This window comes from Limnohabitans sp. Rim8, assembly GCF_943326455.1.
Lineage (GTDB): Bacteria > Pseudomonadota > Gammaproteobacteria > Burkholderiales > Burkholderiaceae_C > Limnohabitans_A.
In genome coordinates this window covers 16,020-36,848 of sequence record NZ_CALPTI020000014.1, presented here as the reverse complement: position 1 = coordinate 36,848, position 20,829 = coordinate 16,020, and the positions used below count along the sequence as shown (strand labels likewise).

General features: G+C 59.2%; 16 protein-coding genes and 1 pseudogene. 15 read left to right on the top strand and 2 right to left on the bottom strand.

All coding sequences use genetic code 11. The features are described from left to right. Nucleotides 1-18 precede the first annotated feature (18 nt). The 14 genes and pseudogenes from Q1M54_RS10665 (at nucleotide 19) to Q1M54_RS10600 (ending at nucleotide 15,692) form a co-directional block, all read left to right on the top strand. The gene (locus Q1M54_RS10665; protein WP_300557080.1) at nucleotides 19-1,869 is read left to right on the top strand and encodes a feruloyl-CoA synthase; all 1,851 of its coding nucleotides are present in this window, start codon (nucleotides 19-21) and stop codon (nucleotides 1,867-1,869) included. Between the two features lie 98 nt (nucleotides 1,870-1,967). Then, entirely contained in the window at nucleotides 1,968-3,218 is a 1,251-nt protein-coding gene (locus tag Q1M54_RS10660) for a thiolase family protein (protein ID WP_300557078.1), read from the top strand. 30 nt (nucleotides 3,219-3,248) lie between these two features. Next, a complete protein-coding gene (locus Q1M54_RS10655) occupies nucleotides 3,249-4,034 on the top strand; it encodes an SDR family NAD(P)-dependent oxidoreductase (protein ID WP_300557076.1) in 786 nt (261 codons plus the stop codon). 9 nt (nucleotides 4,035-4,043) lie between these two features. Beyond that, on the top strand, nucleotides 4,044-4,463 hold the full coding sequence (locus Q1M54_RS10650; RefSeq protein WP_300557074.1) for an acyl-CoA thioesterase: 420 nt from the start codon (nucleotides 4,044-4,046) through the stop codon (nucleotides 4,461-4,463). Between the two features lie 16 nt (nucleotides 4,464-4,479). Then, nucleotides 4,480-5,169, top strand: a complete 690-nt coding sequence (locus Q1M54_RS10645; protein WP_300557072.1) for a flavin reductase family protein — start codon at nucleotides 4,480-4,482, stop codon at nucleotides 5,167-5,169. Between the two features lie 58 nt (nucleotides 5,170-5,227). Next, nucleotides 5,228-6,229 carry a tripartite tricarboxylate transporter substrate-binding protein gene (locus Q1M54_RS10640; RefSeq protein WP_300557070.1) on the top strand — a complete coding sequence of 334 codons (1,002 nt, stop codon included), beginning with the start codon at nucleotides 5,228-5,230 and terminating at the stop codon, nucleotides 6,227-6,229. A gap of 72 nt (nucleotides 6,230-6,301) precedes the next feature. Next, complete coding sequence (locus Q1M54_RS10635) at nucleotides 6,302-8,020, top strand: acyl-CoA dehydrogenase family protein (RefSeq protein ID WP_300557068.1); 1,719 nt, start codon at nucleotides 6,302-6,304, stop codon at nucleotides 8,018-8,020. A gap of 133 nt (nucleotides 8,021-8,153) precedes the next feature. Beyond that, on the top strand, nucleotides 8,154-8,546 hold the full coding sequence (locus Q1M54_RS10630; protein WP_366146255.1) for a MarR family winged helix-turn-helix transcriptional regulator: 393 nt from the start codon (nucleotides 8,154-8,156) through the stop codon (nucleotides 8,544-8,546). Between the two features lie 19 nt (nucleotides 8,547-8,565). Beyond that, complete coding sequence (locus tag Q1M54_RS10625) at nucleotides 8,566-9,738, top strand: fumarylacetoacetate hydrolase family protein (RefSeq protein ID WP_300557064.1); 1,173 nt, start codon at nucleotides 8,566-8,568, stop codon at nucleotides 9,736-9,738. Between the two features lie 87 nt (nucleotides 9,739-9,825). Continuing rightward, entirely contained in the window at nucleotides 9,826-10,176 is a 351-nt protein-coding gene (locus Q1M54_RS10620) for an FKBP-type peptidyl-prolyl cis-trans isomerase (RefSeq protein WP_108362626.1), read from the top strand. A 146-nt stretch (nucleotides 10,177-10,322) separates the two neighbouring features. Then, on the top strand, nucleotides 10,323-10,865 hold the full coding sequence (grpE, locus tag Q1M54_RS10615) for a nucleotide exchange factor GrpE (protein WP_300557061.1): 543 nt from the start codon (nucleotides 10,323-10,325) through the stop codon (nucleotides 10,863-10,865). Nucleotides 10,866-10,986: 121 nt separating this feature from the next. Next, the gene (dnaK, locus tag Q1M54_RS10610; protein ID WP_300557059.1) at nucleotides 10,987-12,912 is read left to right on the top strand and encodes a molecular chaperone DnaK; all 1,926 of its coding nucleotides are present in this window, start codon (nucleotides 10,987-10,989) and stop codon (nucleotides 12,910-12,912) included. A 101-nt stretch (nucleotides 12,913-13,013) separates the two neighbouring features. Beyond that, the gene (gene dnaJ, locus Q1M54_RS10605; protein ID WP_300557057.1) at nucleotides 13,014-14,153 is read left to right on the top strand and encodes a molecular chaperone DnaJ; all 1,140 of its coding nucleotides are present in this window, start codon (nucleotides 13,014-13,016) and stop codon (nucleotides 14,151-14,153) included. Between the two features lie 175 nt (nucleotides 14,154-14,328). Then, nucleotides 14,329-15,692: pseudogene (locus tag Q1M54_RS10600) on the top strand (MBL fold metallo-hydrolase). 6 nt (nucleotides 15,693-15,698) lie between these two features. Here Q1M54_RS10600 and Q1M54_RS10595 read toward each other — a convergent pair. Together Q1M54_RS10595 and Q1M54_RS10590 are read right to left on the bottom strand one after the other, a co-directional pair. Beyond that, nucleotides 15,699-16,163: a DUF1854 domain-containing protein gene (locus Q1M54_RS10595; RefSeq protein ID WP_300557055.1), complete on the bottom strand. Its 465-nt coding sequence runs from the start codon at nucleotides 16,161-16,163 to the stop codon at nucleotides 15,699-15,701. After that, the gene (locus tag Q1M54_RS10590; RefSeq protein ID WP_300557053.1) at nucleotides 16,160-18,454 is read right to left on the bottom strand and encodes an ABC transporter transmembrane domain-containing protein; all 2,295 of its coding nucleotides are present in this window, start codon (nucleotides 18,452-18,454) and stop codon (nucleotides 16,160-16,162) included. Before Q1M54_RS10590 ends, Q1M54_RS10595 begins: the two co-directional genes overlap by 4 nt. 176 nt (nucleotides 18,455-18,630) lie before the next feature. On the opposite strand from Q1M54_RS10590, the gene cphA reads away from it, so the two are divergent. After that, nucleotides 18,631-20,802 (top strand): cyanophycin synthetase, encoded by a 2,172-nt coding sequence (cphA, locus tag Q1M54_RS10585; RefSeq protein ID WP_300557051.1) that lies wholly within the window; start codon nucleotides 18,631-18,633, stop codon nucleotides 20,800-20,802. The last annotated feature ends 27 nt before the right edge of the window (nucleotides 20,803-20,829 follow it).

The following is a 20,829-nucleotide window of genomic DNA, read 5'->3' as shown; positions in this document are numbered from 1 at the left end:
AACCAAGGCACTGACTCTATGAGCGACATCCAATTCCGTCCCCTGAAATTCGGCGTCACGCGCGTGGCCCTCAAAGACGGCGCCCCAGGCACGCGATACGTCCAAGCCGACCAAGCGCTGCAAGATTACCCCGACCGGCTGACCGACCGACTTCAGCATTGGGCGCAAGTCAAACCACAACACACCTTCATGGCGCGGCGCGTCCCGCAAGCCGATGGCACTTGGGGCGACTGGAAACACCTGACCTACGGGCAGGCTTGGCACACCGCACGCAATATTGCGCAAAGTCTGATCAACCGTGGCTTGAACACCGAACGGCCTGTCGTCATCCTGAGCGAGAACAGTCTGGAACACGCTCTTTTGGCTTTGGGTTGCATGCTGGCCGGCGTGCCTTTTGTGCCGACCTCTCCGCCCTACTCCTTGGTCAGTGTTGACTACGACAAACTCAAACATGTGCTGCGCACCGTGACGCCAGGTTTGGTGTTTGCGTCGGATGAACGCTACGCCAAAGCGATTGCCACCACTGCCGGCCCCGACATGGAAGTGGTCATGGTGCAAGGCACTGTGCCTGGCCACCCCACCACCTCATTTGACAGCCTGTGCGACACCCCGGCCACCGCGCAAGTGGACGCCGCAATTGCGGCCACCGGCCCGGACACCATTGTCAAATTCTTGTTCACCAGCGGATCCACCAAACTGCCCAAGGCTGTGATCAACACGCAAAGGCTGTGGTGCTCCAACCAAAGACAAATGGCCCAATCCATGCCGGTTTTAGCCGATACGGATCTGGTGCTGGTGGACTGGCTGCCCTGGAACCACACCTTTGGCGGTAACCACAACTTTGGCATGACGGTGTTCCATGGCGGCACCCTGTACATCGACGATGGCAAGCCCACGCCGACCCTGATCCACGAAACCCTGCGCAACCTGCGCGAAATTGCCCCCACGGTGTATTTCAATGTGCCCACGGGTTTTGATGCCATTGCCAGTGCCATGAAAACCGACGATGCGCTGCGCAAAACCTTGCTCTCGCGGGTACAAATGTTTTTCTATGCGGGTGCTGCGTTGGCGCAACCGATTTGGGACAGTTTGTACGAATCTCAAGAGCGTGAAGTGGGCGAGCGGATTGTGATGACCACGGGTTTGGGCATGACCGAATCTGGGCCATTTGGAATTTTTGTCACCAACCCCAACGTCAAGGCGGGCGACTTGGGCGTACCCACGCCGGGCATGGAACTCAAACTGGTGGACATGCAAGGCAAGACCGAAGTGCGCTACCGCGGACCCAATGTCACACCCGGTTACTGGCGCGCACCGCAAGAGACCGCCGACGCTTTTGACGAAGAAGGGTTCTTCAAAACCGGCGATGCCGTCCAATGGATCGACGAGACCAACCCACACCTGGGTTTGAAGTTTGACGGTCGGATTGCCGAAGACTTCAAGCTGGCCACCGGCACATTTGTCAGCGTAGGCCCTTTGCGGGCCAAGATCATCTCTTTGGGCGCACCCTTCATCCAAGACGCAGTCCTGACTGGCATCAACCTGAAAGAAGTCGGCGCCATGATCTTCCCCACAGCCGCTGTGCGCAGTTTGTGCGACCTGCCCACCGGGGCCCCTTTGGCCGATGTACTGGCCTCACCCGCCGTGCTTGCTAAGTTTCAAGCCATCGTCAATGAACTGGCCCAAACCGCCACCGGCAGCGCCAACCGCATTGCCCGCCTGTGCCTGTTGAGTGAGCCACCCACCATCGACAAAGGCGAGATCACCGACAAAGGCTCGATCAACCAGCGCTCGGTACTCGCGCACCGGGCCGACATGGTGGCCGCTTTGCACGCAGATGGCTTGCCCAACATTCTCAAACCCCAATGAACCCATGTAGGCGTCCACCCCTGTGGGCGATTGGCCGACTTAGGCGCCAAAGGCCATCGCCCAAGTGCTAGACCCCTACAAAACACAGAAAGAAAACCATGAGCTCCAAAGGATTTTTCAACGCGTTTGCCGATGTGTGGATGCACGAGGGCGTGCGCACGCCGATGGTCGATTACTGCGGGGCGCTGGGCCACATTTCGCCCACTGACCTCGGCATCAAGGCCGCTCGCGAAGCTTTGAAGCGGGCAGGCATCGCCCCCACCGAGATCGGCTCGGTCATCACCGGCAACATGGCCCCCGGCGACTTCGACCAATTTGTGCTGCCGCGCCACATAGGTCTTTATGCCGGCGTGCCGCAAGAAGTGCCCGCCATCATGGTGCAACGCATTTGTGGCACCGGCTTTGAGCTGTTTCGCCAGGCGGGTGAGCAAATCCAAGCTGGCGTGTGCGATGCCGCGCTCGTGGTCGGCACCGAGAGCATGACGCGCAACCCGATCGCCGCCTTTGACCACCGCACCGGCTTCAAGCTGGGCGCACCCGTGGGGTTCAAAGACTTCATGTGGGAAGCCCTGAAAGACCCGGCCGCTGGCATCAACATGATCCAGACCGCCGAAAACCTCGCCAAAAAATACAAGATCACCCGCGAAGAGGTGGACCAGTTCGCCTCCGACTCGTTTGCCAAAGCCGTGGCTGCGCAGGCAGCCGGTTTCCACGCAGGTGAGATCGTGCCCGTGGTCACCGAAAAATTCGAGCTGGAAGGCTACATCTCTCGCGGCATCAAGCTGCAAGGCAAAGTGACCGAGGTGAGCGCGGACACACACCCGCGCATCTCGCCCGCCGAGGTACTGGGCAAGCTCCGTTCCGTTTATGAAGGCGGCGTGCAGACCGGTGGCAACAGCTCGGCCCTGGTCGATGCTGCTGCGGCTTGCGTGGTCACATCAGGCGCCTATGCCAAAGCCAATGGCAAAAAGCCTTTGGCCCGCGTGGTCGCCGCTGCGGCCGTGGGCGTACCACCCGAGATCATGGGCATCGGCCCCGCTCCTGCCATCCGTTTGCTGCTCGAGCGCACGGGACTCAAGCTGTCCGACATTGGCCGCTTTGAAATCAACGAAGCGCAAGGGGCGCAAACCCTGGCTGTGGGCCGCGAGCTGGGACTGGACATGGCCAAACTCAACGTCAACGGCGGCGCGATTGCACTGGGCCACCCCTTGGCCGCGACCGGCGTGCGACTGACCATCACACTGGCGCGTGAATTGCAACGCAGTGGCTTGCGCTACGGCATCTCCAGCGCCTGTGTGGGTGGCGGGCAAGGCATTGCGCTGCTGATCGAAAACCCCGAAGCGGCCTGAACATTTCCACCATCATCTGAAGGAACCACCATGAACATCCAAGGACAAGCTGCATTGGTCACCGGCGGTGGCTCCGGTTTAGGCGAAGCCACGGCGCGCGAACTCGCCCGCATGGGCGCCAAGGTCGCTGTACTCGACCTGAACCTGGCCAATGCCGAACGCGTGGCTGCCGACATCGGCGCAGAATTTGGAGACGGCTGTGCCGTGGCGGTGCAGTGCAACGTGTCCGACCCCGAAAGCATGGCCCAAGCCATCGCGACTGCAGCAGCAGCGCACGGCCCCGCCCGCATCCTGATGCAGATCGCAGGCATTGGCACCGCCAAACGCGTGGTGGGCAAGGACGGCAAGGCCGCACCTCTGGAAGAATTCGCCAAGGTGATCAACGTCAACCTGATTGGTACCTACAACGCAGCGCGCCTGTTTGCCGAAGCCTGCGCCAAACTGGACGCCCTGGAAGACGGCGCCAAAGGCGTGATGGTCTTCACCGCCTCGGTCGCAGCCTTTGACGGGCAAGTGGGCCAGCAGGCTTACAGCGCTTCCAAAGCTGGCGTGGCGGGCATGACGCTGCCCATGGCGCGCGACTTGGCACAACACGGTATTCGCGTGTGCACCATCGCGCCCGGCCTGTTCAAGACCCCTTTGCTGGCCAGTTTGCCCGAGCCTGTGCAGCAATCGCTGGCCGCCAGCATCCCCTTCCCCGCTCGCTTGGGCAAGCCCAGCGAGTTTGCCGAACTGGCCTGCCACATCGTCAGCAACAACCACCTGAATGGCGAAGTCATCCGACTCGATGGCGCATTGCGCATGGCCCCACGCTGAAAGCCCAACATGACCAAAACCGTTGTCTACGATGTGCAAGTGGTGTTCGGTGACTGCGACCCCGCAGGCATTGTTTTTTTTCCGAATTTCTCCAAATGGATGGACGCGTCTTCGCTCAACTTCTTCATGAAGTGCGGCATCCTGCCCTGGCGCGAGTTGGTCAAGACGCGGGGCATCATCGGCACGCCTCTCTTGGAGATCAATACCAAATTCATCCGACCTGCCACCTACGGCGAAACCATCCAGGTGCACACCAGTGTGCAAGAGTGGCGCGAGAAAGTTTTTGTGCACAAACACGTTGTGATGCGTGGCGACACCGTGCTTTGCGAAGGCACCGAGGTGCGCGCTTTTTGCATCAAACATCCCGAAGACCCCGATCGCATCAAAGCCATCCCTGTGCCTGAAGACATCCGCGCTTTGTGCAGCTGAAACGCGGACTTGCGCCATGTACTACGAACCCGGTGTCACTCCCCACGGCCTACCGCACGACCCGTTCAAGTCTTGCGTGATACCGCGTCCGATCGGTTGGATCTCTACAGTCGATGCACAAGGCCGCCACAACCTTGCGCCTTACAGCCAGTTCCAGAACGTGACCTTTGACCCACCCATCGTCATGTTCAGTGCCAACCAAACCACCCAAGGCGAACGCAAAGACTCGGTGCGCAACGCAGAACAAACAGGCGAATTCGTCTGGAACATGGCCACCTACGCTTTGCGCGATGCGGTCAACATTTCGGCCGAAGAAGTCCCACACGGCGTGGACGAATTTGACCGTGCGGGTCTCATCAAACTGCCCAGCCGCTTGGTCAAGCCCATGCGCGTGCAGGGCTCACCCATACAGTTTGAGTGCGTCTACTTGAACAGCCTGCGCTTTCCGGGCAAGCCGCCCATGGGGACAGCCGACGTGGTGTTTGGCCGCGTGGTGGCGATCCACATCGATGACGAGGTCATCAGCGACCAAGGCTTGATCGATGTGCTGAAGATCCAACCCTTGGCGCGCATGGGCTACTACGACTACACCTTTGTCGAGAACCAATTTCAGATGGTCATTCCTGGCAACAGCAAAGCCCTGTTGGCAGGTTTGGAAGGCTCGGCAGACAAAGCGGCCAACTCTTCATCTGGATCCCCCCGTTGATGGTTTGAACAGCCATTTTTTCTTTCAATTTTTTAACTAACTCCAATAGGAGACCAGCATGAGCAACCGCCGCGAATTCATCCAATCCACCATCGGCGCCGCCATTTTGGGCAGCACCGCATTCCAGCAAGCCTGGGCGCAAAGTGGGCTGCCGATCGAGCAAGTCAAAGTGCTCTACGGCTTCCCTCCCGGCAGCTCGGGCGACATTTGCGCCCGCCGCGTGGCCGAAAAATTTGGTGGCACGCCATACAGCAAGAACGCCGGCATCATTGACAGCAAACCAGGTGCGGGCGGCCAGATTGCCCTGAACCTGCTCAAGAGCGCTCCGGCCGACGGCTCTGTCTTGGCCATGACCCCGTTCTCTGCCATCTCGCTCTACCCCCACATCTTCAAAAACCTGCAGGACAAGCCTTTTGAGGACTTCATCCCGGTGGGCACCGCCTCCATGATCCACCACGGTTTTGCCGTCGGCCCCATGGTGCCGGCCAGCGTCAAAAATGTGAAAGACTTCATCGCCTGGGCCAAAGCCAATCCTGCGCAAGCGAGCTATGGCTCGCCCGCTGCAGGCTCCACACCGCACTTCATTGGCGCCTTGCTTGGTCTGAACCAGAGTTTTGAGTTCAAACATGTGCCCTACCGCGGCTCGGTGCCCGGCGTGACCGACGTGGTGGGCGGCCAAATCGCTTGCATGTTCACACCGCACGGCGACTTCATTGCCAACCACAAGGCGGGCAAGATGCGCATCTTGGCCACATCCGGCAAAACCCGTTCACCTTTTGTGCCCGATGTGGCCACCTTTGCCGAGCAAGGTTTCCCGGAGTTGACCGTGGAAGAATGGTTTGGTTTTTACGCCCCCGCCAAAACCCCAGCCAACGTGGTGCAAGCGGCCAACGCGGCAATCAACGCAGCCCTCAAAGACAAAGGCGTGCAAGACGCCTTGACCATCGTGGGCTTGATCCCGTTTGGCGGTAGCGCCGCAGACCAACTCAAGAGTTCGCAAGTGGAACTCGAGCGTTGGGGCCCCCTGATCAAGCGCATTGGCTTCAGCGTCGATTCCTGATCCCTTGCTGCCAAACGCATTCCGGCGCACCTTGACAGGTGTGCAGGATTTTTCCATTGAGCAAAGAACCCCATGAACGCCTACCAGCCCCGCACCGACGACATGCAATTTTTGCTGTCCCGCGTTTTGAATGCACCCACCCAGCTGCAAGCCCTGCCCGCCTTCGCCGAGGTGGACGCGGACCTCATGCAGCAGGTGCTGGGTGAAGCGGGCAAGTTTGTGGGAGAAGTGATCGCCCCCCTGAACCGCGACGGTGATGAAATTGGCGCGCAATGGAAAGATGGCGCAGTCACCATGCCACCAGGTTTCAAGGCCGCTTACCAGTCGTTTTGGCAAGCGGGCTGGCCTGCCTTGGCCTCTGGCACTGAAGACGGTGGCCAAGGCCTGCCCAGCGTGCTGGAAGCCATGCTCTATGAAATGCTGAGTGCGGCCAACATGGGCTGGACCATGGCCCCCGGCCTGCTGCACGGCGCTTACGAGTGCATCAAGCACCACGCCAGCGATGCGCTCAAAGCGCAGTATTTGGAAAAAGTGGCCACCGGGGAATGGCTGGCCACCATGTGCCTGACCGAGCCGCACGCGGGCTCTGACTTGGGGCTGGCCCGCACCAAAGCGGTTCCCCTGCCCGATGGTCAATATGCTGTCAGTGGCACCAAAATTTTCATCTCCGGAGGGGAGCACGACCTGACCGACAACATCGTGCACCTGGTGCTGGCCCGCCTGCCCGATGCGCCGCCCGGGCCCAAAGGCCTGTCTCTTTTTCTCGTGCCCAAGTTTTACCCCGACGGCTCACGCAGCCGGGTGCATTGCGACCGCATCGAAGAAAAAATGGGCTTGCACGGCAGTCCCACCTGTGTGATGCGCTTTGACGAAGCGGTGTGCGCCATCGTGGGCGAACCGGGCAAGGGCCTGAACGCGATGTTCGTGATGATGAACGCCGCCCGACTGCATGTGGCCTTGCAAGGCATTGGCCTGCTGGACGCCGCTTGGCAAAAAGCCGACGCGTATGCGCAAGAGCGCCGCCAGATGCGCGCACCCGGCAAAGGGAAGGGCGCTGGCGAGGCCGACTTCATCGGTGAACACCCCGCCATGCGACGCATTCTGGACACCCAACGCGCCTGGGTCGACGCCGGTCGCGTGTTGGCTTACCGCACCGCGCTCGAACTCGACCTGATCAAGCACAGCCCCGATGCGGCTACGCAAGCCGCCGCCCAGCGCTGGTGCGCTCTGGTCACGCCGGTCATGAAATCGGTCTTCACCCACCAAGCCTTCCATGGCGGCAGCGACTGCTTGCAGGTCTTTGGCGGCCACGGCTATGTGCGCGAATGGGGCATTGAGCAGATCGTGCGCGATGCCCGCGTGGCCATGATTTACGAAGGCACCAACGAAATCCAGGCGATTGACCTCTTGGTGCGCAAAGTGCTGGCCGATGGCGGCAGCGGCATCTATGCCCTGCTCGACAGCCTGCAAGCCGACTTGCCGCCTGGGGCCAAAGCCAGCACACAGGCTGGCGCACGCATTCAGACCCTGCGCGCCATCACCGCACAAATTGTCAAAACCGCTCCACAAGACGCAGCCCTGGCCTACAGAGTGGCCGACGACTACCTTCGCGCCGTGGCGCTGGTGCTGATGGACTGGGCTTGGTTGCGCATCGAAGCCGGTGTCGACAACAGCACGCCCAACGCCCCAACACGCTGGCAGGCTCCGGCCCAAGCCCTGCGCAGCTGGGTGCTGCCTGAATTCCAGATGCGCACATTCATCATCGTCCAGCAGTGCACAGCGGCGGCATAATTCGCCCACCATGCCCCGTACGTCCAAAACGACACCTCCATCTTCTGTGACCCACGCGAGTGGTCAATTGCCTCCCGCCCATTCGGAGCCTTGCGCCGTAGAGGTGGTGGACACCGGTTACCTCCAAACCCTGATGGGCTACAACGCCCGCAGAGCCGCTCTCAGCATCATTGAAATATTTTTAGAGCGACTGGCCCCCTACGGACTCAAACCGGTCGACTTTTCGGTCATGTCCACCATCTGCCACAACCCAGGCGTGACTTCACGTCAACTGTGCAGCGCCCTGAATTTGTTGCCTCCCAATTTGGTGGGGCTGATTCAATCTCTGGAAGCGCGGGACCTGATTGAGCGCAAACCGCATCCTTATGATGGCCGGGCTGTTGGCCTGCATGCCACCCCCAAGGGCCTCGATTTGATGGCGCAAGCTGAACAAACGGCGACCGAACTGGAAATCGAAAAAACTGCGAAATTGACACCTGCACAGCGCAAAACTTTGCTGAGCCTGCTGCAAAAAATTTACCTTTGATTTGTCGAAAGCGTGAACCATGTCACACACCAGCCTGCCTGTTGATGCGCACCAAGCCTTGCTGATTGGCCGTTTATGGGTACCTGGAAAAGGTGCCCATGTGGTGGCCGTCACGCCTCAAGATGTTTTTGACTTATCGGGCTTGGCAAACACCTGCAGTGGACTTTTGGAATTGCCCGATGTGGCCACCCGGGTCCGCGCCCATGTGGTTTCGGGTCAGGCCAAAACACTGGCCAGCACCGCCGAGACCCTCGCCCGCAGCGATGCGGCGCAGCGCGTTGGGGGTCAATCCTGGTTCATGGCCCCCTGCGATCTGCAAGCCGTCAAGGCTGCCGGTGTGACCTTTGTCGCCAGCATGCTCGAACGCGTGATCGAAGAGCAGGCCCGCGGCGATGCCAGCCGCGCCGAAGCTGTGCGCCAAGCTGTGGTGGCCGTGATCGGCGACAACTTGCGCCATGTGGTGCCTGGCTCACCTGAATCAGCCCAGCTCAAGGAAGTGCTGCTGGCCCAGGGCATGTGGTCGCAGTACCTGGAAGTGGGCATTGGGCCCGACGCTGAAATCTTCACCAAAGCCCAACCCATGAGTGCCGTGGGCAGCGGCGCCATGGTCGGGATCCACCCCGGCAGCCAATGGAACAACCCAGAACCCGAAATCGTGCTGGCGGCCAATTCACGTGGCGAAGTGGTCGGCGCCACCCTGGGCAACGACGTGAACCTGCGCGACTTTGAAGGCCGCAGCGCCTTGCTGCTGGGCAAAGCCAAAGACAACAACGCCAGCTGCGCCATCGGCCCCTTCATTCGCTTGTTTGACGAAAACTTCAGCATCGACGATGTGCGCCAGTGCGACCTGAGCCTCAAAGTGCAAGGCCCCGAAGGCTTTGTGATGCAAGGCAGCAGTGCCCTCGGTCAAATCAGCCGCGACCCGCTCGATTTGGTGTCCCAAGCCATGGGAGCCAACCACCAATACCCTGACGGCATGGTGCTGTTTTTGGGCACCATGTTCGCCCCCACACAAGACCGACATGGTCCCGGCCAAGGCTTCACCCATGTGGTGGGCGATGTGGTCAGCGTCTCCACCCCTTTGTTGGGCACCTTGGTCAATCCAGTGAGCACCACGGACCTGGCCCCCCCTTGGACCTACGGCATTGGCGCCTTGATGAACGATTTGGCCAAACGTCATCGCGCGGACTGATCGCCCCACCGAAGGGCTGGCATAATTTTGGGTTTTCCACACACCGGCGTCTTTGAGACTTCGGGCCTTTCTGACAGGAATCTCCCCATGAACACCACCCCCTCCGGCCTGCAATACGAAGACACTGTTGTCGGTGAAGGCGAAGTCGCGACGGCAGGCCAAGACGTCACCGTGCACTACACCGGCTGGCTCTACAAGGATGGCCAGCAAGGCGCCAAATTCGACTCCAGCCGTGACCGCCGCGACCCGTTTGTATTCGGCTTGGGCGCTGGCATGGTCATCAAGGGCTGGGACGAAGGCGTGGCGGGCATGAAGGTCGGCGGACAGCGCACCCTGATTATTCCGGCCGAATTGGGCTATGGCGCACGCGGCGCGGGTGGCGTGATCCCCCCTAATGCCACTTTGAAATTTGATGTCGAGCTGCTGGCACTGAACTGACACCAGCCTGCCAGGCGCCGGCACCACCCGCCGTATGGCGGGTTTTTTTTGGGGCAACACCCAACTTTTCCATCTCAAAGCCCCTCTTGAAGCCTGAGACAACGCCCCTATTTGTCAGGGGTCAACACTTTTTGCGGTCATTGTTCATGTCAGAACCCACTCACACCCCTGCCTCACCCGCCCCCAGCGAAGAAGAGCTCGTGGCCGCCCAAGCCGCCACCGACCCACTGGCCGACGCCCAAGCGGAATTGGCGAACCTCAAGGCCCAGAACGCCGATTTGGCCGACCAATACCTGCGTGCCCAAGCGGATGTGCAAAACGCCCGCCGCCGTGCGGACGATGAAATCGCCAAAGCCCGAAAATTCGCCGTAGAAGGGTTTGCCGACAGCCTTTTGCCGGTCTTGGACAGCTTAGAGGCTGGTTTGGCCATCCCCAACGTGACGACTGAGCAAATCCGCGAAGGCTCACAAGCCACTCTGCGCCAGCTCAAAAGCGCGCTGGAACGCAACAAAGTTGTGGCCATCGACCCGCACGCAGGCACCAGGTTCGATCCGCACCACCACCAAGCCATCAGCGTAGTGCCCGCCGAGCAAGAAGCCAACACCGTGGTCTCTGTGCTGCAAAAGGGCTATCAAATTGCCGACCGTGTGCTGCGCCCCGCCTTGGTCACCGTGACCGCGCCCAAATAAAGCACCTTGACTTGCGGGTTCAGGTCCGAAAAACCATTTTTAAGGTGTGGGGACTTGAAAAACTTTGCCCCCACCCCACCTGACATTCATCTGTAATTTTTAACATCTTCGGAGCATCCTCATGGGAAGAATCATCGGTATTGACTTGGGCACCACCAACTCATGCGTGGCCATCATGGAAGGCAACACGACCAAAGTGATCGAGAACGCCGAAGGCGCTCGCACCACCCCGTCGATCATTGCTTACCAAGAAGACGGCGAAATATTGGTCGGCGCCTCCGCCAAGCGCCAAGCGGTCACCAACCCACGCAACACCCTCTACGCGGTCAAGCGTCTGATCGGCCGCAAGTTCGCCGAGAAAGAAGTCCAAAAAGACATCGACCTGATGCCCTACACCATTGCCAAAGCCGACAACGGCGATGCCTGGGTCGAAGTGCGCGGCAACAAGCTGGCTCCACCTCAAATCAGCGCTGAAATTTTGCGCAAGATGAAGAAAACCGCCGAAGATTACCTTGGCGAAGAGGTGACCGAAGCCGTGATCACGGTGCCCGCTTATTTCAACGACGCGCAGCGCCAAGCCACCAAAGACGCTGGCCGCATTGCGGGTCTGGACGTCAAGCGCATCATCAACGAACCCACCGCTGCAGCCTTGGCTTTTGGCCTGGACAAGCAAGAAAAGGGCGACCGCAAAATCGCTGTGTATGACTTGGGTGGCGGCACGTTTGACGTGTCCATCATTGAGATCGCCGATGTCGACGGTGAGAAGCAGTTTGAAGTGCTCTCCACCAACGGTGACACCTTCTTGGGCGGCGAAGACTTTGACCAGCGCATCATCGATTTCATCATCGCCGAGTTCAAGAAAGAATCCGGCGTGGACTTGGCCAAAGACGTGTTGGCCTTGCAGCGCCTCAAAGAGTCCGCTGAAAAAGCCAAGATTGAGTTGTCCAGCTCGGCCTCAACCGACGTCAACCTGCCCTACATCACAGCCGATGCCACGGGCCCCAAGCACCTGAACATCAAGCTGACCCGTGCCAAGCTGGAGCAACTGGTGGAAGAGCTGATCGAGCGCACCATCGCCCCTTGCCGCATGGCCATCAAAGACGCGGGCGTGTCGGTCGGCGAGATCGATGACATCATCTTGGTGGGCGGTATGTCCCGCATGCCCAAGGTGCAAGAAAAGGTCAAAGAATTCTTCGGCAAAGAGCCACGCAAAGACGTCAACCCTGATGAAGCCGTGGCCGTGGGCGCTGCGATCCAAGGGCAAGTCTTGTCTGGCGACCGCACCGACGTGTTGTTGCTCGACGTGACACCTTTGTCGCTGGGCATCGAGACCATGGGCGGTGTGATGACCAAAATGATCACCAAGAACACGACCATCCCCACCAAGTTTGCACAGACCTTCTCGACCGCCGAAGACAACCAGCCAGCCGTGACGATCAAGGTGTTCCAGGGTGAACGTGAAATCGCCAGCGGCAACAAGGCTCTGGGCGAATTCAACCTCGAGGGTATTCCGCCAGCCGCGCGCGGCACACCGCAAATTGAAGTGTCTTTTGACATCGATGCCAACGGCATTTTGCACGTGGGTGCCAAAGACAAGGGCACGGGCAAAGAGAACAAGATCACCATCAAGGCCAACTCGGGTCTTTCCGAAGCCGAGATTCAGCAGATGGTGAAAGACGCCGAACTCAACGCCGTCGAGGACAAGAAGAAGCTGGAGTTGGTGCAGGCCAGAAACTCTGGCGAAGCCGCTGTGCACAGCGTCAAGAAAAGTTTGACCGAGCACGGAGACAAGATTGAAGCGGCCGAAAAAGATGCCATCGAAGCCGCCGTCAAGGGCCTCGAAGAAGTTTTGAAAGGCGAAGACAAAGACGCCATCGAAGCCAAAACCGAAGCCCTGATGACCGCCAGCCAAAAGCTGGGCGAAAAGGTCTATGCCGATATGCAATCCCAACAAGCTGCAGCCAGCGCCGGTGCTGCAGGCACAGATGCCAAGCCCCAAGACGACAATGTGGTGGACGCAGAAGTCAAGGAAGTCAAAAAGGGCTAACGCCCCACTCCCTGCGGCTTGGCCGCAGCCCCGCCGCGCAAGCTGATTCAGCCCCCTGAATCGCCTTCGCGGCGTTCTTGTTCTAACGGTTGGATTGCCTCATGGCCAAACGAGATTTTTACGAAGTGCTGGGCGTTGCGAAAAACGCCTCTGACGAAGACATCAAAAAGGCTTATCGCAAGTTGGCGATGAAGTACCACCCTGACCGCAACCAGGGCGAGGACGCCAAAGCCAAGGAGGCCGAGGCCAAGTTCAAAGAGGGCAAAGAAGCCTACGAGATGTTGTCTGACCCACAAAAGCGGGCAGCCTATGACCAGCATGGCCATGCAGGTGTTGACCCCAACATGCGCGGTGGCGCCGAAGGTTTTGGTGGTTTTGGTGACGCCTTTGGCGACATCTTCGGTGACATCTTTGGTGGCCAAGGCCGTGGCGGACGTGGTGGTGGCCGCCAGGTGTTTCGTGGCGCGGACCTCAGTTACGCCATGGAAATCACGTTGGAAGAAGCGGCCAACGGCAAAGACTCGCAACTGCGGATTCCGAGCTGGGAAGCTTGCGACACCTGCAGCGGCAGCGGCGCCAAACCTGGCACCAGCGTCAAAGCCTGCGGCACTTGTCACGGCCAAGGCCAAGTACAAATGCGCCAAGGCTTTTTCAGCGTCCAGCAAACCTGCCCCACATGCCGTGGCACGGGCAAGATCATCCCCGAGCCTTGCGGTACCTGCCATGGGCAAGGCAAACTCAAAAAACAAAAGACGCTGGAAGTCAAAATTCCTGCCGGCATCGATGACGGCATGCGCATCCGCAGCGCGGGCAACGGCGAGCCCGGCACCAATGGTGGGCCACCGGGCGATTTGTTCATCGAGATCCGCCTCAAAAAGCACGACATCTTCGAACGCGATGGCGATGACTTGCATTGCGCGGTGCCGATCAGCTTTTCCAAAGCGGCTTTGGGCGGCGAGATTGAAGTGCCCACGCTGGGCGGTAAAGCCGCCATCGATATCCCCGAAGGCACCCAAACGGGCAAGCAGTTCCGCTTGCGCGGCAAGGGCATCAAGGGCGTGCGCGGCAGCTACCCTGGCGACCTGTATTGCCACATCACCGTAGAGACCCCAGTCAAGCTGACCGAGCACCAAAAGAAATTGCTCAAGGAGTTTGAGGAGTCACTCTCAAAGGGTGGTGGGAAGCACCAGCCCAGCGGAGAAACCTGGACCGACAAGCTCAAGGGCTTTTTCGGGGCTTGAGTCTGCTTTAACCCGCTTGGCAGCGCGAGGGGGGCTGCAGCGGGTTCCTCATGGCGTGTCCGTAAAAATCGTCACCCGCCGCAGCCCCTCTCGCACTTCGGGATGAATTGGCAGGTCGGTTCATTCGTTGACCCAAGTCAAACCCTGTGCCAGCCAATGCCGTGAACATGGGCACATGAGCGCCACCATCACTTTTCTCGGCGGAGCGGACACCGTCACCGGTTCCAAGTACCTGATCGAGCACAACCAAAAACGGCTGCTCGTCGATTGCGGGCTGTTTCAGGGCTACAAACAGCTGCGCTTGCGCAACTGGAACCCTCTGCCCATCGATCCGGCACAGATCGATGCGGTGGTCCTCACCCATGCCCACCTGGACCACAGCGGGTACTTGCCGTTGCTGGTCAAAAATGGTTTTCGGGGGCATGTGCACGCCACTGCCGCCACATGCGACCTGGTCGGCATTTTGTTGCCCGACAGCGGTCACATTCAAGAGGAAGACGCGTTTTTTGCCAACCGACATGCTTTTTCCAAACACGCCCCTGCCTTGCCGCTCTACACCAAGCAAGAGGCCATACAAAGCCTCAAGCACATGCGCGCCGAACACATGGGGCCTTGGTTCGAGCCGATTCGCGGCTGGAAGACCCGTTTTCAGCCCGCCGGGCACATTTTGGGTGCCGCCAGTCTGCTGCTGGATGTGGGTGGCAGACGCATTTTGTTTTCGGGTGATTTGGGCCGCCCCGACGACCCGCTGATGAACCCGCCCGAGCCACCGCCTCAGGCCGACACAGTGCTGATCGAGTCGACCTATGGCGACCGCCAACACCCCCAAGAAAAGCTGTTTGAAGAACTCGGGCCGCTGCTCAAAAAATTGGCGGCACGCGGCGGTGTGGCCGTGGTACCGGTATTTGCGGTGGGACGGGCGCAGGCCGTGCTGCACACCATTGCGCAGCTCAAGGCCGCAGGGGAAATCCCCAAAAGTTTGCCGATTTTTCTGGACAGCCCCATGGCGATCCACACCACGGCTTTGTTTGAGCGGCACCCAGGCGAGCACCGCCTGAATGCGCAAGAGGTGCGCCACATGGACCATGTGGCCACCATGCTGGAGACGCCGGAGCAGTCCAAGTCTTTGGCGCATCGGCATGGGCCCATGGTGATCTTGGCGGCCAGTGGGATGGCCACCGGTGGGCGCGTTTGCACCACCTGGTTCGCTACGCAGGTGACCACCGCAACTTGATCGTCTTGACGGGCTACCAAGCACCGGGCACGCGCGGTGCCGCGCTGGCCAGTGGCCGCAGCACCATTCGCATCCACGCACAAGATGTGCCGGTCAGGGCCGAAGTGGCGCAAATCGAGTCGGCCTCGGCGCACGCCGATGCCAACCAACTGCTCAGTTGGCTGCACAAAATGCCCAACGCACCCGGGCAGGTGTATGTGGTGCACGGTGAGCGCGAAGCGTCCGACATGCTGCGCCAGCGCATCGAGCATGAAATCAAATGGCGCGCCCTGGTGCCCGAGCAGGGCTCGGTCTGGCCGCTGTGAGGTGACTCAGAGAAAACGGTCCAGCAGCTTGCGCGAGTGTTTGTCCATGGCCGCCAAGTCTCGAATCATGTACTGCACACCATCGGCGTCGTTGATGAGCAGAACCGTGCCTGTTAGGCGGCGGATATCCTCCTCGCCTTTGAGCAAAAAACGGGCCGTACCGCGATCGGTTTGGACCGTCCAGGTGCTGGGGGTGGCAAAACTGCTGACACTTTCCAGCCGGTGGATGACGGGCAAGAATTCCCGCTCGGACAAGGCTTGCAGCACACGCGATTGCAAGTCGGATGGCAAATCAGTCAGGGCATCCACCCAGATCAGTTCGTGCCCTTCGGCATCCATCAACGCCACGCCCCCGTGCGGCGAGGTGACGGGATAAGCCCGCAAGGCCGTGACGGGCGCGTGCTGGGCACCGCCGGGCATGTGCAACACCCATTGGCCAAAAGCGTCGCGCTGCAAATCAAATGTGTTCATGCCAGCACCTTCTGTTCGATGCCACCGCCCAAGACCGTCTCGGCCTCGGCTTGGCGCTGCTGCGCTTCGTACAAGCGCCAATAGGCACCCTCTGCAGCGATCAATTCATCGTGCGAGCCCTCTTCCACGACGACACCTTTGTCCATCACCACCAAACGGTCGGCCTTGCGCAGGGTAGACAACCTGTGTGCAATCGCGATCGTGGTGCGGCCCCTGACCAAATTGTCCAAGGCCCGTTGGATTTCTTTTTCTGTCTCGGTGTCGACCGCTGAAGTGGCCTCGTCCAAAATCAAAATCCGCGGGTTGATCAGCAAAGCCCGTGCAATCGAAATGCGCTGGCGTTCACCACCCGACAGACCTAGTCCCCGCTCGCCCAACAAGGAGTCATAGGCTTGCGGCATGCGCATGATGAATTCGTGGGCGTGTGCCGCCCGCGCAGCGGCCACGATGTCTTCTCGGGAGGCGCCTGGTTTGCCATAGGCGATGTTGTCCGCGATGGTGCCAAAAAAGAGAAACGGCTCTTGCAAAACCAAGCCAATTTGGCTGCGGTAATCAGCGGTTTTCAATTGCCGAATGTCAGTGCCATCCAATTCAATCGACCCATCGGTCACATCGTAAAAGCGACAAATCAGGTTCACCAGCGTACTTTTGCCAGAACCGCTGTGCCCCACCAAACCAATCATCTGGCCCGGCAAGATGTCCAAGTTCAATTGGCGGATCACAGCCCGGTTTCCGTAGCGAAAGCCCGCATCGTGCACCGTGATGCGACCCTGCACGCGCTCTGGCAAGGCGACTGGGCGAATGGGCTCAGGCACGCTGGAAACATGGTCCAGGATGTCAAAAATGCGCTTGGCCCCCGAAGCGGCTTGTTGCGTGTGCGAGACGATGCGGCTCATCGTGTCCAGGCGGCCATAAAAACGGCCAATGTAGGCCAAGAAAGCCGTTAACACCCCCACGGTGATTTGGTCTTTCGACACCAACCAAATGCCAAAGCCCCAGACCACCAACAAGCCCACCTCGGTCATGAGGGTGACGGTGGGTGAAAACAAAGCCCAAACACGGTTCAAGCGGTCATTCACCAAGAGGTTGTGCTGGTTTGAATCTCTGAACCGCTTGGACTCGCGGTCCTCTTGTGCAAAGGCCTTGACCACCCGGATGCCGGGGATGGTATCGGCCAACACATTCGTCACTTCGGCCCAGACGCGGTCAATTTTTTCAAAGCCCGTGCGCAAGCGTTCGCGCACCAGGTGAATCAGCCAACCGATGAACGGCAGGGGCAGCAAAGTCACCAAGGCCAGCGTCGGGTTGATGGTGAACAGGATGATCGCGGTCATCAAAATCATCAGCACATCGGTCGCAAAATCCAGCAGGTGCAGCGACAAAAACACATTGATGCGGTCTGTTTCATTGCCAATGCGGGCGATCAAGTCGCCGGTACGACGATCCCCAAAATACTCCAAGGACAAATTCAACAAATGGTCGTAGGTGGTCGTGCGCAGATCGGCCCCGATGCGCTCAGACACCAAAGCCAAAATATAAGTCTTGGCCCATCCCAAGCCCCAGGCCAATAAAGCCGCACCGAACAGACCCAGCAAGTAAAGTGACACGAGACCCGAGTCTATGGGCACGCCGTTTTGGTAAGGAATCAACACCTCGTCCATCAGGGGCATGGTCAGGTATGGCGGCACCAAAGTGGCTGCGGTGGAGGCCAAGGTGAGCACAAAGCCAGCGAGCAAAGACTTTTTGTAGGGCTTGGCAAAACGCCAGAGTTTCAGCAGCGTCCAGGTCGATGGGGGTGCAAGGTCTTCGCGCCCACAGCTTGGACAGTCGTCATCGTTCTCTCGCATGACGGCTTGGCACACAGGGCACACGGCAACCGACAAATTTTGCTGCAACGGTGTGCCGTTGCCCGAAAGCTGAGCTTGCTGTTTTTCAAACTGGGCAACCCAGCGGGCCGCAGCCGATTGCAAGCCCAAAGTGAACCGCCACACGGCCAGTTGTCCCGTTGGCGAGACCAATGCCAAAGTCCCTACGCCAGCGTGATCGCTCAGCTTGAGGCTCAAATCAGGCTGCACTGGCCAGCTTTGCCAAGTTTTTTGCACGCCCGAGCCAAACAAGACCCTTTGATCGGTCAAAATCACCAGGCTTTTGGCGAAAAACAATTTCTCATCCAAGTCAACCTCCAGCCCAGCTGAGACGTTTTCTTGGGGTTGAAGAAGGGTGTGAACTTCTGCTTGCCAAGCCTCCGGAATCCCTGGAAGCGCCAAAACTGAAGCAGGTGTTGAAATCATGACAAAGAACCACGGTGTGCTCGCCACGCATCTGCTGCGGGGCAAAAATGAAAACCCTTGATTTGGCCCACTGCTTCAACAAGACTGCCCATGTTTAATTTGAATCCTGTTTTTTCAGCGCAATTGAAGGCCAATGCCACAATTGGCGATTCATTGTATCGCCGCACCTTTTGCATATGAGTCCCAAAAATATCGAATTTCTGCGCTTGACGTATTTGCGCGGACCCAACATCTGGACCTACCGCTCGGTGATGGAAGCCCTGATCGACATCGGGGAGCTGGAAGACTTCCCCTCCAACCTGTTGCCTGGCTTCAATGAGCGACTCAAGGCTTGGTTACCTCTGATGATCGAGCACCACTGCACCCCAGGTGTTCGCGGTGGGTTTTTTCAACGCCTGGACACAGGTACCTGGGCTGGGCACATCCTGGAGCACGTCAGCCTCGAATTGCAAACCTTGGCAGGCATGCCCATGGCCTTTGGCAAAGCGCGCGAAGCCGGTCCGCGTGGCGTCTACAAAGTGGTGATCCGCACAGACAACGAAACCGTGGGCAGAAGGTCGCTAGAACTCTCGCGCGAGCTGATTTTGGCTGCCATCCACGACACCCCCTTTGATGTGCCTGCCGCAGTGTCTCAATTGGCGGCATCGGTCGATGCCTTGCATGTGGGGCCCAGCACTTACAGCATTGTTGAGGCGGCCTACGCCCGTCGCGTGCCTTTCATTCGGCTGAATGTGGGCAACTTGGTTCAGCTGGGCCATGGCGTCAAGCAGCGCCGCATCTGGACGGCCGAAACTGACCGGACCAGCGCCATTGCCGAGGGCATCTCCAGAGACAAAGACCTGACCAAAAAACTGTTGGCCATGTGCGGCGTGCCCATACCCGAAGGCCAAGTTGTGGACAGTCCGGCCGCCGCTTGGATCGCTGCACAAGAGATCGGTTTACCCGTTTGCGTCAAACCCAGCAATGGCAATCGCGCACGCGGGGTGTCACTGGACCTGAGCACCCAAAGCGAGATAGAGACCGCCTACGGCATCGCATTGGCCCAGGGCCGTGATGTCATCGTTGAGCGTTTTGTTCGCGGCTCTGAGCATCGATTGCTGGTGGTGGGCGACCGCATGATTGCCGCATGCCGCGGGGAAGGCGCCAGCGTCACCGGCGATGGGCAACACACTGTGCGCGAGCTGGTAGAGCTCCAAATCAATTCTGACCCCCGCCGCGGCAGCATAGGCAACTTGCCCCTCGAACTGGTGATACTGGCCGACAACAGCCCCGAAGTGCTGGAACTTGCACGCCAAGGCTTGACCATCGACAGCGTGCCCGCTCTGGGGCAGTCGGTGTTGGTCAAACGCACCGGCAACATGACCACCGACATCACCGATGTGGTTCATCCCGATGTGGCAGCCCAGGCGGTTCTGGCCGCGCGTGTGGTGGGCTTGGACATTGCAGGCGTGGATGTGGTGACCCCTGATATTTGCCAACCCTTGGGGACTCAAGGCGTGGTGGTTGAAGTCAATGCTGGCCCCAGCTTGTTGATGCACCTGAATCCAGCCGAAGGCCAACCCCGCTTGGTCGGCCAAGCGATTGCCGATCACCTCGTCCCAATCACTGAAACAGGCCGCATTCCAGTGGTCGGCTTGATGGGCGATGGCGACACCACCAAGAGCGCCAAATTGATCGCTTGGCTCTTGCATTTACAAGGTTTATTCACCGGTCTGGCTTGCGCTGATGGCCTTTATGCCAACCAACGTTGCCTCTTCAAAGGCAATGCCATGGACTTTGAGCAGGCCGAGCGTTTGCTCATCAACCGTTCGGTCGAAGCCGCCGTCTTTGAAAGCGATGCCCGCCATCTGCTCACCCAAGGTTTGGCCTATGACCGCTGCCAAGTTGGCATTGTCACCCACATGCCCAAAGCAGCACCCTTGGAAGATTTGTACCCAGGGCCTGACGAAAAAATGCCCAGCTATATCCGCACGCAAATCGACTTGGTGCTGCCCACTGGCTATGCCGTCTTGAATGCCGAGGACGAGGCGGTGGCCGAACTCGCCGAATTTTGCGACGGCGGCGTGATCCTTTTTGCATCTGATGAGCACCAAGAACGGCTGCAGGCCCATCAAAAAGAAGGCGAACGCGTGGGCTTTTGGCGCGATGGCCAGTTGATTTTGGCCGAGGGCGCCTCCGAGCAGTCGGTGTTGTCCGTGCAGCGTCCCGGGGTATCACGTTTGCTCAAAAACAATGTGCTCAGCACCCAAGACATGCTCGTGGCTGCTTGTGCGGCCTGGGCCATGGGCATGGATGCAGACCTGATTCGCGCCGGTGTCAAAAGTTACGGCCAAATCCCGGCAGCCTGAATCGGCTCGACAAAAAACAACAGGAAC

Coding starts and splice junctions, on each gene's coding strand:
- Q1M54_RS10660 (WP_300557078.1), top strand. CDS start 1,968: ATGAGCTCCAAAGGATTTTTCAACGCGTTTGCCGATGTGTGGATGCAC.
- Q1M54_RS10650 (WP_300557074.1), top strand. CDS start 4,044: ATGACCAAAACCGTTGTCTACGATGTGCAAGTGGTGTTCGGTGACTGC.
- Q1M54_RS10595 (WP_300557055.1), bottom strand. CDS start 16,163: ATGAACACATTTGATTTGCAGCGCGACGCTTTTGGCCAATGGGTGTTG.
- Q1M54_RS10630 (WP_366146255.1), top strand. CDS start 8,154: ATGGGCTACAACGCCCGCAGAGCCGCTCTCAGCATCATTGAAATATTT.
- Q1M54_RS10645 (WP_300557072.1), top strand. CDS start 4,480: ATGTACTACGAACCCGGTGTCACTCCCCACGGCCTACCGCACGACCCG.
- dnaJ (WP_300557057.1), top strand. CDS start 13,014: ATGGCCAAACGAGATTTTTACGAAGTGCTGGGCGTTGCGAAAAACGCC.
- Q1M54_RS10655 (WP_300557076.1), top strand. CDS start 3,249: ATGAACATCCAAGGACAAGCTGCATTGGTCACCGGCGGTGGCTCCGGT.
- cphA (WP_300557051.1), top strand. CDS start 18,631: ATGAGTCCCAAAAATATCGAATTTCTGCGCTTGACGTATTTGCGCGGA.
- Q1M54_RS10590 (WP_300557053.1), bottom strand. CDS start 18,454: ATGATTTCAACACCTGCTTCAGTTTTGGCGCTTCCAGGGATTCCGGAG.
- Q1M54_RS10620 (WP_108362626.1), top strand. CDS start 9,826: ATGAACACCACCCCCTCCGGCCTGCAATACGAAGACACTGTTGTCGGT.
- Q1M54_RS10635 (WP_300557068.1), top strand. CDS start 6,302: ATGAACGCCTACCAGCCCCGCACCGACGACATGCAATTTTTGCTGTCC.
- grpE (WP_300557061.1), top strand. CDS start 10,323: ATGTCAGAACCCACTCACACCCCTGCCTCACCCGCCCCCAGCGAAGAA.
- Q1M54_RS10665 (WP_300557080.1), top strand. CDS start 19: ATGAGCGACATCCAATTCCGTCCCCTGAAATTCGGCGTCACGCGCGTG.
- Q1M54_RS10625 (WP_300557064.1), top strand. CDS start 8,566: ATGTCACACACCAGCCTGCCTGTTGATGCGCACCAAGCCTTGCTGATT.
- dnaK (WP_300557059.1), top strand. CDS start 10,987: ATGGGAAGAATCATCGGTATTGACTTGGGCACCACCAACTCATGCGTG.
- Q1M54_RS10640 (WP_300557070.1), top strand. CDS start 5,228: ATGAGCAACCGCCGCGAATTCATCCAATCCACCATCGGCGCCGCCATT.